12 protein-coding genes and 1 pseudogene are annotated in these 14729 nt (G+C 62.4%); 9 read left to right on the forward strand and 4 right to left on the reverse strand.

The window, feature by feature from the left end:
• Window positions 1–5: 5 nt before the first annotated feature.
• Complete coding sequence (locus tag V1286_RS19050; protein WP_334481695.1) at window positions 6–1826, reverse strand: long-chain-acyl-CoA synthetase; 1821 nt, start codon at window positions 1824–1826, stop codon at window positions 6–8.
• A gap of 58 nt (window positions 1827–1884) precedes the next feature.
• Window positions 1885–2154: a phosphopantetheine-binding protein gene (locus V1286_RS19055; RefSeq protein ID WP_334489744.1), complete on the reverse strand. Its 270-nt coding sequence runs from the start codon at window positions 2152–2154 to the stop codon at window positions 1885–1887.
• Between the two features lie 282 nt (window positions 2155–2436).
• Between V1286_RS19055 and V1286_RS19060 the strand changes: the two genes are divergently transcribed.
• The 9 genes and pseudogenes from V1286_RS19060 to V1286_RS19100 all read left to right on the forward strand — a co-directional run bounded on the left by V1286_RS19060 (window position 2437) and on the right by V1286_RS19100 (window position 12270).
• Entirely contained in the window at window positions 2437–3663 is a 1227-nt protein-coding gene (locus tag V1286_RS19060) for an acyl-CoA dehydrogenase family protein (protein WP_334481697.1), read from the forward strand.
• Window positions 3664–3691: 28 nt separating this feature from the next.
• A complete protein-coding gene (locus tag V1286_RS19065) occupies window positions 3692–4636 on the forward strand; it encodes an amino acid--[acyl-carrier-protein] ligase (protein WP_334481699.1) in 945 nt (314 codons plus the stop codon).
• Between the two features lie 84 nt (window positions 4637–4720).
• Window positions 4721–5995, forward strand: coding sequence for an O-acetylhomoserine aminocarboxypropyltransferase/cysteine synthase family protein (locus V1286_RS19070; RefSeq protein ID WP_334481701.1), 1275 nt, complete (start codon window positions 4721–4723; stop codon window positions 5993–5995).
• A gap of 26 nt (window positions 5996–6021) precedes the next feature.
• Window positions 6022–7116, forward strand: a complete 1095-nt coding sequence (metA, locus tag V1286_RS19075; RefSeq protein WP_334481703.1) for a homoserine O-succinyltransferase MetA — start codon at window positions 6022–6024, stop codon at window positions 7114–7116.
• A gap of 173 nt (window positions 7117–7289) precedes the next feature.
• A complete protein-coding gene (locus V1286_RS19080; RefSeq protein ID WP_334481705.1) occupies window positions 7290–8150 on the forward strand; it encodes an acyl-CoA acyltransferase in 861 nt (286 codons plus the stop codon).
• 23 nt (window positions 8151–8173) lie between these two features.
• Window positions 8174–9061 carry a branched-chain amino acid aminotransferase gene (locus V1286_RS19085; protein ID WP_334481707.1) on the forward strand — a complete coding sequence of 296 codons (888 nt, stop codon included), beginning with the start codon at window positions 8174–8176 and terminating at the stop codon, window positions 9059–9061.
• 33 nt (window positions 9062–9094) lie between these two features.
• Window positions 9095–10741 (forward strand): thiamine pyrophosphate-dependent enzyme, encoded by a 1647-nt coding sequence (locus tag V1286_RS19090; protein ID WP_334481709.1) that lies wholly within the window; start codon window positions 9095–9097, stop codon window positions 10739–10741.
• Window positions 10742–11094: 353 nt separating this feature from the next.
• Window positions 11095–11529, forward strand: a pseudogene (locus V1286_RS19095) (cupin domain-containing protein); the annotation flags it as partial.
• Between the two features lie 147 nt (window positions 11530–11676).
• Entirely contained in the window at window positions 11677–12270 is a 594-nt protein-coding gene (locus tag V1286_RS19100) for a LabA-like NYN domain-containing protein (RefSeq protein WP_334481711.1), read from the forward strand.
• A gap of 186 nt (window positions 12271–12456) precedes the next feature.
• Here the strand turns inward: V1286_RS19100 and V1286_RS19105 are convergent, their stop codons facing one another.
• Both V1286_RS19105 and V1286_RS19110 read right to left on the reverse strand, forming a co-directional pair.
• Window positions 12457–13350: a LysR family transcriptional regulator gene (locus V1286_RS19105; RefSeq protein WP_334481712.1), complete on the reverse strand. Its 894-nt coding sequence runs from the start codon at window positions 13348–13350 to the stop codon at window positions 12457–12459.
• A 246-nt stretch (window positions 13351–13596) separates the two neighbouring features.
• Entirely contained in the window at window positions 13597–14658 is a 1062-nt protein-coding gene (locus tag V1286_RS19110) for a carbon-nitrogen hydrolase family protein (RefSeq protein ID WP_334481713.1), read from the reverse strand.
• Window positions 14659–14729 lie beyond the last annotated feature (71 nt).

The following is a 14729-nucleotide window of genomic DNA, read 5'->3' on the forward strand; positions in this document are numbered from 1 at the left end:
CGACGTTAAAACCTGACTGCGCCCTCCACGATGCGCGCGTAGACGGCGCGGTTGATCGGACAATAGTCGCCGGTCGCCGGATCACGCAGGAACAGCGGATCGGCCACGACCGAGGGATCAAATCCCTCGCGGATCAGCCGCTGCTTGTTCTGTTTGAAGGACTCGGTGGCGTCGAGCGCGCGGCAGAACCTGACGAAGACCGGGTGCGAATAGACCGGAAGCCGGCGCGCCAGGTGTTCCGCGAATATCCTGAAATCGAACTCTTGGTCTACTACCAAAGCCACCATGCCGGCGCGGCCATCGGCACCGGGAATAGCGACCCCGTAGGTCGAGGCATCGAGAACGCCGGGGCAGCAGTCCCTGATCGCGTCGTTCACCTCGCTGGTCGCGACGTTCTCGCCCTTCCAGCGGAACGTGTCGCCGACCCGGTCGACAAAATGGAAGTAGCCCTGTTCGTCGCACAGCATGAGATCGCCCGTGCGGAACCAGGCATCGCCTTCGGCAAAGACGTCGCGCAGCACCTTCTTCTCGGTCTCGGCCGGATCGGTGTAGCCCTCGAAGGGGCCGCCGCCCCGATCTGCTGTGCCGATGCGCCCGACCGCCTCACCGATCTCGCCGTGGGCGCAGGCGATGCAAAGCCCATCCTCGCCGCGGACCGGGCTGCCGCTGTCGGCATCGAGCTTCACGATCGAGGCGGGAAAGCGATGCGCCAGCAGCGGCGGGATTCGGCCAATCGCGCCGGGTTTTCCCTCGACGTTGAACAGCGAAAAATTGCCGTCCGTCGCGGCGTAGAATTCGAGGATATGAGGAATCGCAAACTGCCCGGCAAATGCCTCCCAAATGTCGCCGCGCAACCCGTTGCCGACTGCCAGCCGCAGCCTGTGTCTTGCTCTTGGCCCGGACGGCGGCGCCTTCAGCAAGTAGCGGCAGAGCTCGCCGATATATTGGAAGACGGTGCAGTCGAAACGCGCGATGTCGTCCCAGAAGTTCGTTGCGGAGAATTTCTCCGCGATCACCACCGAACCGCCCGCGCGAAGCATGCTGCAGGGCGCGGCGACACCACCCACGGAATGGTGGAGCGGCAGGCAATCGTAGAGACGGTCGTCCACGGAAGCGTCAGTGAGCCCGGCAAACCACCCTCCCCAGCTGAGAATGCGGCGATGACTGACGTTCGCCGCCTTCGGCAGCCCCGTGGTGCCCGAGGTGAAGATGAGAAGCGCGCGTCCATCGATCGTGACGTGGCCGCGTTCGGCGGAGGACAGCGGGCGGGTGTCCGCGGCCGCGAGCGCCGCATCCAGATCGGCGCCTGCGCCGCCGACACCGAGACCCCAGGTTGGCGGCACACGATCCAGATGCGGACATGCGGTCTCGAACGCATCCCCGCACTCGGCGGCAAGGATGATATGATCGGCGCGTGCGAGATCGATGCAGTGGGCGAGCGACGGTCCGACCAGCCTGGTGTTGATCAGCGCCACCGTGCCGCCGACCCTGCTGATACCGAGCCAGCAGGCGAGATAGTCCGGCCGGTTCGGCATCAGAAGGCAAACGGTGCGGCCGGTACGGATGCCGAGGCTCAGTGCCCAGCGCGCATATCGGTTGGCCCGCGCGGCGAGTTCCCCGTAGGTGAAGGATTGGCCATCCGAGAGCAAAGCGGGGCGCCCGGGTTGCCGCTGCGCCCAGTCTTCCACGACGTCAGCGAACAGTCGATGCGGCTCGGCCTCGATCTGCGAGATCAATTCGATGGCCTTCAGCCAGGTTTTGGCGACGGAGGGCCTGCGCCGCGGAGCGCCACTTCCAGTCGCCCGCTGGATCACCCCTGCTTCCATGACCTGACCATGCAGATGAGTTTGATCGATGTCGGCGCGGACAGCCTCCCGAAGCGCTTCATCCCGCTCCGGGTCCGAGCTGGTTGAGTATCAGCCGCTCCAGCGTCTTCACCGATTGGAAATTCTCGGGCGTAATCTCGGGTTGAGGAAGGGTGAGATCGAACTCGGCTTCGACCTTGAGCATTAGGGCGACCATATCCATCGAGTCCAGTCCGATATCTACCAACCGCGACTCCGGGTGGACATCCGCGGTGATCGCGTTCTGCTCAAGGACGCTCCTGACGACGAAAAGAACACGGTCTTGAACGCTGGCGCTTAAGTATTGCATTTCAACCCCATACATCGCGTGAAATGGCACGATCGTCGTCGATGCGAAGATAGCTGACTGCAACCCAGGTCAATAGCTCTACTTCGGAGGTACCTCGCTCGGAAGCGCATTGCTCATCGATATCCACCTTTGCGCCGCCGACTCCGCAGCCACGGTCGGTTAGATTGCCGCCCTCGGTTAGATTGCCGCCCTCGAATTCGCGCGGAAATCATCTCAACGCGGTGCGGGTCGTCCAACCATCAGGGGCGGGTCGTCCGACCATTAGATGGGAGGCTTTGGGCCATGAACGTGCAGGAAGTCCAGTTCCGCAACTTCGCCCCGGAAACCAGCCGAGTACAATTCAGTTCCGACCGCGCCTCGTTCCAGCAGCGGACGGCTGTCGTCGCAGAGGCGGCGGCGACGGAGGTCGAAGCGGTGGACCGTGAGGCGCGCTTCCCGCGGAAGGCCATCGACGCGGCGCGCAAGCAGAGGCTTCTGGGCACCCAGATCCCGATCGAATTCGGCGGAGACGGCGCATCGATGTCTGACGTAACCGACATGTGTTACGCGCTCGGCCGCGCCTGTGCGTCGGCCGGGATGATCTTCGCGATGCATCAGACCAAGGTCGCGTGTCTTGTCCGCCACGGTGGGGGCAGCGCTTGGCACGAAAAACTGATGCGCCGCGTGGCGACCGAACAGCTGCTGCTGGCGTCGTCGACCACGGAAGGCCAGAACGGCGGGAACATCCGCTTCAGCTCGGCGGCCGTGGAGCGCGCCGGTACCGAGATCTCGCTGCTGCGCGACGCGACGGTCATTTCCTACGGCGCCGAGGCAGACGGCATCGTCACCATCGCCCGCCGTGCAGACGAGGCCGCCGGATCCGACCAAGTGATGCTCGCCATCACCCGGGACGACTATTCGCTGGAGCCCACTCTCGCATGGGAAACACTCGGCATGCGAGGAACTTGCAGCGCCGGCTTCAAGCTGAACTTCAAGGGCACCGCGGAACAGATATTCCCCGTGCCTTACGACAGGATCCATGCGCAAACGATGACGCCGGTCGCCCACCTGTGCTGGTCGTCGGTCTGGGCGGGAATTGCGGCCGCCGCGGTGGATCGCGCGCAGCTATTCATCCGCAAGGCCGCCCGTGGATCGGGCGGCAACATGCCTCCCGGCGCGTCACATTTTACCGCCGCCAAGATGACGCTGACGAAACTGCGCGCCATCATCACCGCGAATCTCGAGTCCTATGCGGCCCGCGAACAGGACGAGCGCGCGCTGTCGTCCATCGACTTTCAGTCCTCGATCAACCTTCTCAAGGTGGAGGCCTCCGAGCTCGCCGTCGCGGCCGTGCTGCATGCGATGCGCGCCTGCGGCCTGTCCGGCTACCGCAACGACACCGACGTCAGCATTGGCCGCCACCTCCGCGACGTGCTTTCAGCTCCAATCATGATCAACAACGACCGCATCCTCGCCAGCATGGGTAGCGCCACGCTGATGAGCGCCGTCCCGGTGTCGCTGCGCGATTGATTTTCTCCTCGAAGGAATGGGGCTCGATATGAACGTGGCCATGTTTGCCGCCGCACCGGTTGAACCCGCCGATCCGCTGGACCATCTCGCCGATGTGCTGTTCCACCGGATGGGCTCTCCGGGGATCTATGCCCGCACCGCACTCTATGAAGACATCGTGGAGCGGCTTGCGGCGCTGATCACGCGGTATCGCGAACCAGACGCCGAGGTGATGCGCTTCCCTCCCGTCATGAACCGCGGGCAGCTCGAGCGGTCGGGCTATCTGAAGAGCTTCCCGAACCTGCTGGGTTGCGTCTGCGGCCTGCACGGCACGGAAAGCGAAATCGACGTAGCGGTCGGCCGCTTCGATGCCGGGGGAGACTGGACTGCCGCGCTGTCGCCGGCCGACCTCGTGCTGTCGCCGGCCGCCTGCTATCCCGTCTACCCGATCGCGGCAAGCCGCGGTCCGGTGCCGGCGGATGGCTGGCTTTTCGACGTGGCCGCCGATTGCTTCCGTCGCGAGCCCTCGCGCCATCTCGACCGGCTGCAGTCCTTCAGGATGCGCGAATATGTCTGCATCGGCAGCCCCGACCACGTTTCGCAGTTCCGGGAGCGTTGGATGATGCTTGCACAGGAGATCGCCAGCGATCTCGGGCTGACCTTCAGGATCGACTACGCCAGCGATCCGTTTTTCGGCCGTGTCGGACGGATGAAGGCGGTGAGCCAGCAGCAGCAGGCGCTGAAGTTCGAGCTGCTGGTGCCTCTGCGCTCCGAGGAGCAACCGACCGCCTGCATGAGCTTCAATTACCACCGCGATCATTTCGGCATCGCCTGGGACATCGCGGATGCCTCCGGGGAGCCGGCCCATACCGCCTGCGTGGCCTTCGGAATGGACCGCCTCGCCGTCGCCATGTTCCACACACACGGCAGCAACGTCGCCAGATGGCCTACCGCGGTGCGGGACCTGCTCGGCTTCCCGCCGAACGATCGCTAGACGATTTTCGGCATTCGAGGAAATGCAATGCTCCAACGAAATCCCGAGATAGCCCACGACCGAAGAGCCAGAGGGCCAACCTCCATGAAAAGAGAGACCCTCGCCGTCCACGGTGGCTTCGACAACGATCCGACCACCAAGGCCGTCGCCGTGCCGATCTACCAGACGGCCTCGTACGCCTTTGACAGCGCCGACCATGGCGCCGCGCTCTTCAACCTCGAAGTGGATGGCTTCCGCTACACCCGGATCGGCAATCCGACCAACGCAGTGCTGGAGAAGCGCGTTGCCGCAATGGAAGGAGGCGTCGAGGCGCTCAGCGTGGCGTGTGGCCAGGCCGCGGTGAACTATGCGGTGACCAACATCGCGGAGATGGGCACCAACATCGTCTCGGTCCCGCAACTCTACGGCACCACACATACGCTGTTCGCGCACATTCTGCCGCGGCAGGGCATCACGGTCCGATTCTCGGAAGACGACTGTCCGGCGAGCATCGAAAGATTGATCGACGACGAGACGCGGGCGGTGTTCTGCGAGAGCGTCGGAAATCCGGCCGGAAACGTCTGCGACATCGAAGCGATGGCGGAAGTCGCCCACAGGCACGGCGTGCCGCTGATCGTCGACAACACGGTGGCTACCCCGATCCTGCTAAGACCGATCGAATACGGCGCGGACGTCGTGGTGGAGTCCCTGACGAAGTTCATGGGTGGGCACGGCACCACGCTCGGCGGAATCATCGTCGACGGCGGCAAATTCCCGTGGGCGGAGCATGGCCGGCGCTTTGCGATGATGAACGAGCCGGAGAAATCGTACCACGGGCTGGTCTTCACCGAACGCTACGGGGCGGCCGCCTACATCGCGCGCTGCCGCGCGGTCTCCTTGAGGAACACCGGCTCCATCCTGGCGCCGCTCAACGCCTTCCTGTTGCTCCAGGGCATCGAGACCGTCGCGTTGCGGATCGAGCGCCACGTCGAGAATGCCGAGAAGGTCGCGCGCTTTCTGCGCAACGATCGCCGCGTCGGATGGGTGAACTACGCGGGCTTCCAGGACAGCCCCTATCACGCACTGACGCAGAAGTATCTGAGCGGCCGGGCGTGTTCGTTGCTGACCTTTGGCGTGGCCGGAGGGTTCGAGGCCGGCAAGCGGTTCTACGATGCGCTCAAACTATTCAAGCGGCTGGTCAACATTGGCGACGCAAAATCGCTCGCTTGCCATCCCGCATCAACCACGCACCGGCAAATGTCGCAGGAAGAGCAGAAAAAGGCCGGCGTGCGGCCCGAGATGATCAGGCTGAGCGTCGGAATCGAGCACGTCGACGACATCATCGCCGACCTCGATCAGGCGCTCCATGCCGCGGATTGAACCCACACAGCCATGAAGGCATTCCGATGCCTGTCCTAGTCGACATAGACGCCTACGACCACCACCTCTTCTCGAGAGCACCGAGCGGAAGCGCCGCCGCAAAGGCGTCACTGGAAAACCGGGCGGAGTGTCTCGATATCGGGCTGATCAATAACATGCCGGACGCCGCCTTGATGTCCACCGAGCGCCAGCTGTTTGACCTGCTCGGCGCAGCGGCCGGAAGGCTCCTCGTCAGGCTGCACTTCTACACGATGGAGAGCACGCCCCGTTCGGAATGGGGGCGCGATTACGTGCGTCGATACTACCGCAGCACCGACGATCTGGTGATCGGCAGCCTGGACGGAATAATCGTGACCGGCGCCGAACCGAGAGCTGCCCGCCTGACGGAAGAGCCATATTGGACCACCCTCGCCCAGGTCATGGACTGGGCCAGGGAGAATACGATCTCGTCGGTGTATTCCTGTCTCGCCGTCCATGCGGCCGTACTGCACATGGACGGCGTGGAACGCCACAAGCTGCCTGCCAAATGCATCGGCGTCTTCGCTCAAACGAAGACGAGAGATCATCCCTTGATGCACGACATTCCCGCGATCTTCAGAATTCCGCACGCCCGGTGGAACGAGGTGCAGGAGGAAGCTATCGCGAGCTGCGGATATTCCGTTCTCACAAAGTCGGCGGAGGCTGGCGTCGATTGCTTCGTCAAGCAGCAGAAGAAGAGCCTTTTCGTCCATTTCCAGGGCCATCCGGAATACGAGACCCAGAGCCTATTGGGCGAATACAGAAGGGACATGGGCCGGTTCCTCCGGGGAGAGAACGAAGTCTGTCCGACGATACCGAAAGGCTATTTTGGCACGAAGGCGGAAGAGATCCTGACCACCTTCCGGCGAAAAGCCCTTGCGGACAGACGTCCAGAGTTTTTCGCCGATTTCCCGGCCGATCACTTGGCAAAAAATCTGAGAAACGCCTGGCATCTGCCGGCCAGGCGCATTTACCGCAACTGGCTGCTGTACATGGCGTCGCAGCGAGCCGCACGCTCAAGGCCGCTGGCGCTCAACGGAAGGAGCCGAACGAAGCCGGTCCAGGACCGCGGCGGATACCGCGCATTCGGGCACCATGGGTAACGGTAGGAGGCGCAAGAAGGGAGTTCGCTCCGTAACCGGAATTCCGGCTCGTCGCCACAGACGCAAGCTGGGCGCCGCCCGTCCGGAGATTCCCGCGCCGGACGACGGCCGCGATCCGCTCGCCGACCTGCTGACGAAGAAGCGGGAGCGGATCGTATGACGGAGTTCGGACCATGATCCGATGCCGCGAGATAGTAAGAGCCGATCTCGCCGCCGTCACCGATCTCTTGACGCGCGGCTTTGAGGGCCGCTCGCGCGACTACTGGATGGAGGGGCTCCGGCGCACGTCCGTGCGCGAGGTGCCCGAAGGATTCCCGCGCTTTGGCTACATGCTCGACCATGAGGGGACGCCCGTTGGTGTTCTGCTATTGATCTACACCGCACGGGAAGACGGCGGCGAGACCTGCATCCGCTGCAATGTTTCCAGCTGGTATGTGGAACCCGCCTTTCGCAACTACGCGTCGATGCTGACCAAGGTCGCGCAACGCCACGAGCATGTCACTTACATCAACATCAGCCCGGCACACTGGACCTGGCCGACCATCGAGGCCCAGGGATTCCGCGCGTATTGCGGCGGCTTGTTCTTTTCCTTTCCCGCGCTGTCGCGTTCGGCGAAGGGCATGCGCGTCGAGGTCGTGCAACAGGACGCGCAGGCGATCGGCGGCTTGTCCAAAGCCGACGTCGCGCTGCTTGCACGGCACGCGGCCTACGGCTGCCTCAGCCTGGCCTGCCGCGCGGCCGATGGCCGCGGCTTTCCCTTCGTCCTGCAGCCGATGCGTAAGCGCCGGATCGCGCTGCCGGCGATGCAGCTGATCTATTGCCACGATGTGGCCGACTATGTCGCCTGCGCCGGCGCTATCGGCCGCTTCCTGCTCCGGCGCGGCCGGATCTCGGTCGCTCTCGACGCCAATGGCGGCATGAAGGACCTGGTCGGCGTTTATCGCGAGCGGCGCGGCCGGAAATACTTCAAGGGTCCGCAGTGCCCCCGGCTTGCCGATCTGTCGGATACCGAACTGGTGATCTATGGACCGTAACTCAGTCGCCTAGGAGGACCGTCATGATTCCGAGCAGCAAGTCCGTCAGCCATTCGCGGACATGGACGTTCTTCAAAGGCCAGTGGCACGAGGGCAATGTGCCGATCATGGGGCCACGCACCCATGGGCTCTGGCTCGGCTCGACCGTGTTCGATGGTGCACGCGCTTTCGAAGGCGTTACGCCTGACCTGGACCGCCATTGCGCGCGCGTCAATCAATCCGCGGTCTACTTCGGACTCAAGCCCATCGTCGATCTCGATACCTGGCTGGGTCTGGCGCACGAAGGCATCGCCCGCTTCTCAGCCGGTGCCGAGCTCTACATCCGACCGATGTATTGGCCGCAGAACGGCGTCGGGGGCGGAGTGCTGTTCGATCCGGAAACGACCGACTGGTGCCTGTGCATCTACGAAGCGCCGATCCCGAAGCCTGTCGGCAGCGCGATCACGCTGTCGCCGTTCCGCAGACCCACGGCCGAATGCGCGCCGGTCGGCGCCAAGGCCTCCTGTCTCTATCCGAACTGTTCGCGTGCGCTGATCGAGGCCGCCTCTCGCGGCTTCCAGAACTGCCTGATGCTGGACATGCTCGGCAACGTCGCGGAGTTCGGCAATTCCAACGTGTTCATGGCGAAAGATGGGGCTGTCTACACGCCTGCTCCGAATGGCAGCTTCCTGAACGGCATCACCCGGCAGCGGGTGATCGAATTATTGCGTGGCGAAGGCGTCACCGTGATAGAGGCCACGCTTCGCTATGTCGATTTCCTCGCCGCTGACGAGATCTTTTCGACCGGCAATTTCGCCAAGGTAGCGCCGGTCATCCGTATCGACGACCGGCAGCTCACGCCCGGCCCCCTCTATGCACGTGCGCGGAAGCTGTATTGGGATTTCGCGCACACGGCAAAGCTTGCGGCGTGAGATGGAGCGGTTCGCAAATTGAGATGGTGTGGCATGGCTTCTCGGGTTGCCGATCTAATCGTTGATTCTCTGATCGCGCACGGCGTCGACCGGGCATTTGGCGTACCCGGCGAAAGCTTTCTTGCGCTCCTTGACGCATTGTACGAACGCTACGAGATCGATCTCGTGACTTGCCGCCACGAGGGAAGCGCCAGTCTTGCCGCAGTCGCCGACGCCAAGCTCACCGGCCGCCCGGGTGTGGTGATGGCGAGCCGCGGACCGGGCGCATCCAACGCGGCGCTTGGTCTCCATGTAGCTTCGCAGGAGGCCATACCCCTCATACTGCTGGTTGGTCAGGTCGACACGCCGAATTTGAAACGCGACGCAGTGCAGGAGATCGACACCGGGCGGGCCTTCAGTGGCCTTATTAAATGGTCCACCAGAATCGATTCAGCGGCCCAGGCACCCGAGATGGTGGCGCGCGCATTTTCCGTGGCACTTAGCGGCACGCCAGGGCCGGTTGTGATCGAGCTCCCTCAAGATGTTCTCGAGATGGACGCCGGCCTGCTCACCGCCAGGGTTCACGGCGTCGCGCGAGCCGAGCCCAGTCAAGCCGCCGTCGAGCAGGCCGCCGCCTTGCTTGGAAAGGCGGAGAGGCCGATTCTGCTGGTCGGAGGAGAGTGTCGGACGGCGGAATTTCGCAAGGATCTGATCGCACTGAGCGAGCGCTGGAATATTCCGGTGGCAGTCACCACCAAGATGCAAGATCAATTCCCGAACGATCACCGGCTCTGGATTGGGCACCTTGGCTTCTTCACCTCGCCAGCTCATGTTCGACTCTTTGAGCGAGCGGATCTGATCGTTGCGATCGGAACCCGGCTCGGCGACTTGTCTTCTCTCGGATTTCGATTTCCGCGACAATCGCCGACGTCTCAGCCTCTGGTTCACGTCTACCCCGATCCGAATACCATCGGGACTCGCTTCCATACGAATGTTGCGATCGTCTCGTCGGCGCACCCCTTCTTGAGATCCTGGCTCGACCTGCCGGTCGCCGTACGCGAGCGCGATGGGTGGATCGAAGCCGCGGCGAAAGCTCGGGAAGCAGTGCACGCATGGCCCGAGCAGCGTATCCCCAGCGCTGATGTCCTTGGCCATGCGGTTGCGGCCTTCGCCAAGCATTTCAAAGCAGATGGTATCGTGACGACCGACTCCGGCGACTTCGCCGCCTGGGTACACCGGATATTCCGCTTCAAGCCGTCAGCTCGACTGCTCGGCTCCGCCTGCGGCGCGATGGGCAGTGGTGTTCCTTCTGCATTGAGCGCGAGCCTTCGTTATCCGGATCGTCAGGTGATCGCGTTTTGCGGCGACGGCGGCTTCCTGATGACCGGGAACGAGTTGGCAACCGCCGTTGCCCGCCGGCTTAATATAACGATCGTGATCTCCAATAACCAATCGTACGGCACCATCCGTTCACATCAGGAAAGAGCATTTCCGAACCGCCCTTGGGGTACGGATCTATCCAATCCCGATTTTGCGGCTCTTGCCCGCGCCTTCGGCGCGCAGGGCTATACGATCACGAACGCAGCCCAGGTGGCCGAAATCGTCGCGGAAGCAATGTCGGCCAACGGCCCCGTCGTGATCGAAGTTCGATCTGACGTACGCCAAACCATCAATCGCTCCCTCGCTGCGGCGGCTGGCTGATGCCTCAGGGTGATCTGATGGTCTGCATTTTCAAGAGTGAAGCAACGAAGATGACGGCGCGACCAGATCTATAAGGCGCCTGCGCGGCACCGCATCCCCGGCGCCAATCGGCAGGGATCAGAGGGTAGCTCGCATTGTAGCTTCATCTCAAGTTTGGACACGGCCTGAGGTGCCTCTTTGGAGGTAACCCCCGTTTAGCAACCCGTTGGGCGCACCGCAGAGCTACTTGCGGCAAAGTGGCCCCTTCAGTTTTTTTGGGATAATATGCGGCTCCCGGAAGAATGACAGCCGCTACTAGCGCCGCCGGGATGCTTTGAAGCCGTGCATGCTTATTCAAACCGTCGAGGTCATCGATGCCGCTTGCGCTTATTGAAACCGGCCATTGCAATGTAGATCTCAAGCCGTCGCCGATCGAGCCATCCTGGATCCTCGAGGGCAATCCAGAAGCCCGCTCGCACGTACTGTCGAGCAGCGCATGCGGCACTGCCACGACCCTGATCTGGTCCTGCACCGAGGGCAAGTTCAACTGGTACTACGACGTCGACGAGACCATCATGATCCTCGAAGGATCGATCGTACTCGAGAGCGAGGGCGAACTACCGAAGCGCTATGGCGTCGGCGACGTGATATTGTTCCGCGACGGTGCGCACGTCAAATGGCATGTCGAGAACTACGTGAAGAAGATCGCCTTCTTCCGCCAGACCATACCGTTCGGACTAGGCTTCGCCGTTCGCGCCATCAACAAGCTCAAGCAGACGTTCTCCGCGCCCGGCGGGCGTCGCTCCGCACCACAACGAGACCCCGTCCCATTCTATGATTTGATGGGCAAGTCTACTCGCGATGCTGCTCCGGCCCGCTTTTCGTGGCGGCGCAAACGCACGACGTGAACTGATGTCTCTAATTCCTTGCCGTCCGATTTGGGAGTCATTGACTGAATGTCATCGAGCTGTAGCAGAATCGCACTCCTTATCGACGGCGCCAATCTTCATGCGACCAGCAAGGCGCTTGGTTTCGATGTGGATTACAAGCGACTGCTCAAGGAGTTCCAAAGTCGCGGCACAATACTTCGCGCGTTCTACTACACCGCGATCATCGAGGATCAGGAATATTCGTCGATCCGGCCCTTGATCGATTGGCTCGACTACAACGGCTATACCGTGGTCACCAAGGCGGCCAAGGAATTCACCGACGCCAGTGGCCATCGCAAGCTGAAGGGCAGCATGGACATCGAACTCGCTGTTGATGCCATGGAGCTTGCCAAACATATCGATCAGATGATTCTTTTCTCGGGCGACGGCGACTTCCGCCGGCTGGTGGAGGCGATGCAACGTCGAGGGGTTCACGTCACCGTCGTCTCAACCATTGCCAGCCATCCTCCGATGATCGCCGATGAACTTCGGCGTCAGGCCGACGCTTTCATCGACCTCCTGGATTTGAAGCCCAAGCTTGGCCGCGACCCGTCCGAGCGACCGGCCTCGCGCGAACCGCGCCATCACGCGTTGCACTTGCAACGCGACCACGAAAGCTGACAACGATCTTCAATGATCCCATTTTGACTTCTGGGTGTACACACGGTCCCAGGCTTCCCGCGAGCCGGATCCGACATCTTGCCCAAACGCCCCGTTGGCGTCGGGGACAGCCCACCTTGGTGCGAACAAGCCTGTTGCATCATTTCATTGACGGATCAGTGAATGATCCGGCGATGCGGCTGCCTCTCAGAATTCGTTCAGGTAAGCCTTGTCGCGGTCGAAGACGTTGGCGATATGCCGGCTCACTGAACGGACCCGAGCCATGAATTCGATGTCTTGGTGTACCGACAGGAAAACGTCGCGATAGACCTTGACCTCATCGGGGAGCACGGGAACGAGCATCGGGTTCGCCTTGGCAGAGAACAGCGGCAGCAGCGCGATGCCTGCACCCGCAGCCACGGCGTTCTGCTGCGCATGCATGCTCGACGAGCGGAAGGCGACGTTAGTCGGCTCAAGCACATCCAGCAGCCAATGCACCGGCTGGATAGCGATGAGGTCCTCGACATAGTCGACGAAGGTATGAGACGCGAGTTCGGCCCGATTGGCCGGCATCCCGCGAAGGGCGAGATAGGCGTGGCTCGCATACAGAGCGAGACGAAACGATCCGACCTTCTTGACAACGAGCCGCTGCCCGTCGGGATGCACGAAACTGATAAAGACGTCCGCCTCGCGCTTGGTCAGGCTGATCAGATGCCGCTCGGTCACAAGTTCGACCGTTATTCCCGGGCTCCCCACCGCCAGCTCCGTGAAGCGTTCCGCGAGAAAAAAGGCGGCGATCCCCTCCATGGTCGCAACGCGCACCCGCCCCGTGGCGGTGCTCGCGTCCGAGCCCAACGCCTGTTGAACGGAAGACGCTTCCTGTTCTATACGTTCGGCGATCGCGAACAGGCGATGGCCGTGTTCGGTCAAGACAAAGCCGTCCGGCTTGCGATCAAACAGCTTGACCGAGAGGCTCTTCTCCAGCTCGGCAATACGCCGGCTGACGGTAGTATGGTCGACCTTCAGCCGCCGTGCGGCTGGCATGAGGCGGCTTTGGCGTGCCAGTTCAAGAAAATAAACCAGATCGTTCCAATCGAACACGAGTAGTCCTGACAGGATTGAGCAACCAACTTGGCAACCAATGGACTTGCGCGGCCCATCTTGCGAGATTGGCGCTCGGAACGCCAGTCCGACGATGACGCAGTTGTGCATCGCGCCATGGGCACGACGGAGACCGGCACCATCCGGCACTCGTCGCCCGTTTGGGCGGTTGTGGCAGACTCGTGTAACGACCGGTGATGACCTGCTGGCGCGCCTTCTCTCGGTTTGAATTATCTTCGGATCGGGTCAGGAATCCAGATTGCCGCCGTTGTGGAATGAGATGGCCTCAGCCGTCGCGCCCTGCTCGGCCAGCACGGGTGCGATATCGGTCGAAACAGCGTCGATGAATGTCGCGGGAACCAGCCGCTTGCGATTGACCTTGAGATCGAACACATCGAAGCGGTTGTAATAGCCGACCACGTCGTGGAACTGTTTTGGTTCGACGCAGCGCTGCAGGTCGCATTCCGCGTAGGCGATGCCTTCCTGATCCTGCAGGACGTCTCCGAATGCTTCTCCCGTGGGATCGACGAAGAAGCTCGCCGCCCGCTGCGTGCGGTCGATCACGTCGATGACCGATGGTTCGCGCGCGATCAGGAATTCGCGCATCGCCGCATCCATGAAGCCAGCGGTGATGATGCCAAACGCCTTGGCTTCGAACGAATGCGCGCTGGCGCGGATGCGGTTGGCAGCGACATTGTTGAAATTGCCGCCTGCGCTCGGCCGCCGCGTCGGCCACATTGGCGGCCAGCTCGAGATGTGGATCTGCTCGGCCTGCGCCATCAGCGCATAGCGCGCCAGCGGATTGGTGTTCTCGCCGCAGATCAGGTTTCCGACACGGCCGGCCGGCGTGTCGACGACGCGGAGCCCGGCGCCATCGCCCGCGGCCCAGATCAGCTTCTCGTAGAAAGTAGGCACCAGCTTGCGGTGATGGTTGAGAATGGCGCCATCAGGGCCGATCAGAACATTGCTGTTCCAGATCAACCCGACACTGGTCGGCGAGCTCTCGCTGATGCCCATCGAGATCGTGACGCCGAGGGACCTGGCTTCACGCCGCAACGCCGCGATTTCCGCACCCGCGATGGCGACGGACTGCTCGGCCATCAGCACGAACAGGTCGTGGTTCTCGATCGGCGCCCACAGCGCCGCCCAGACCGGAAATGCCGGAATATAGGTCTCCGGAAACGCGATCAGCTGCGCGCCGCCGCGGGCCGCCTCACGGATGATCGAAATCGCCTTCGCCGCCGTCGCCGCGCGATCGAGAAACACCGGCGCTGCATGGACGGCAGCAACTTTCACGGATGACGTCATTATCACGAACCCTTCTTATGATTGCAGCCGCTCGCTTCCATGCCGGCTTCGGTGCCCTGCAGGCATATCCG

It is taken from the genome of Bradyrhizobium algeriense (assembly GCF_036924595.1).
Lineage (GTDB): Bacteria > Pseudomonadota > Alphaproteobacteria > Rhizobiales > Xanthobacteraceae > Bradyrhizobium > Bradyrhizobium algeriense.

Bases quoted from the DNA above. Each gene is read 5' to 3' on its own strand.
- V1286_RS19050 (WP_334481695.1), bottom strand. From the start codon at position 1,826: ATGGAAGCAGGGGTGATCCAGCGGGCGACTGGAAGTGGCGCTCCGCGG.
- V1286_RS19055 (WP_334489744.1), bottom strand. From the start codon at position 2,154: ATGCAATACTTAAGCGCCAGCGTTCAAGACCGTGTTCTTTTCGTCGTC.
- V1286_RS19060 (WP_334481697.1), top strand. From the start codon at position 2,437: ATGAACGTGCAGGAAGTCCAGTTCCGCAACTTCGCCCCGGAAACCAGC.
- V1286_RS19065 (WP_334481699.1), top strand. From the start codon at position 3,692: ATGAACGTGGCCATGTTTGCCGCCGCACCGGTTGAACCCGCCGATCCG.
- V1286_RS19070 (WP_334481701.1), top strand. From the start codon at position 4,721: ATGAAAAGAGAGACCCTCGCCGTCCACGGTGGCTTCGACAACGATCCG.
- metA (WP_334481703.1), top strand. From the start codon at position 6,022: ATGCCTGTCCTAGTCGACATAGACGCCTACGACCACCACCTCTTCTCG.
- V1286_RS19080 (WP_334481705.1), top strand. From the start codon at position 7,290: ATGATCCGATGCCGCGAGATAGTAAGAGCCGATCTCGCCGCCGTCACC.
- V1286_RS19085 (WP_334481707.1), top strand. From the start codon at position 8,174: ATGATTCCGAGCAGCAAGTCCGTCAGCCATTCGCGGACATGGACGTTC.
- V1286_RS19090 (WP_334481709.1), top strand. From the start codon at position 9,095: ATGGCTTCTCGGGTTGCCGATCTAATCGTTGATTCTCTGATCGCGCAC.
- V1286_RS19100 (WP_334481711.1), top strand. From the start codon at position 11,677: ATGTCATCGAGCTGTAGCAGAATCGCACTCCTTATCGACGGCGCCAAT.
- V1286_RS19110 (WP_334481713.1), bottom strand. From the start codon at position 14,658: ATGACGTCATCCGTGAAAGTTGCTGCCGTCCATGCAGCGCCGGTGTTT.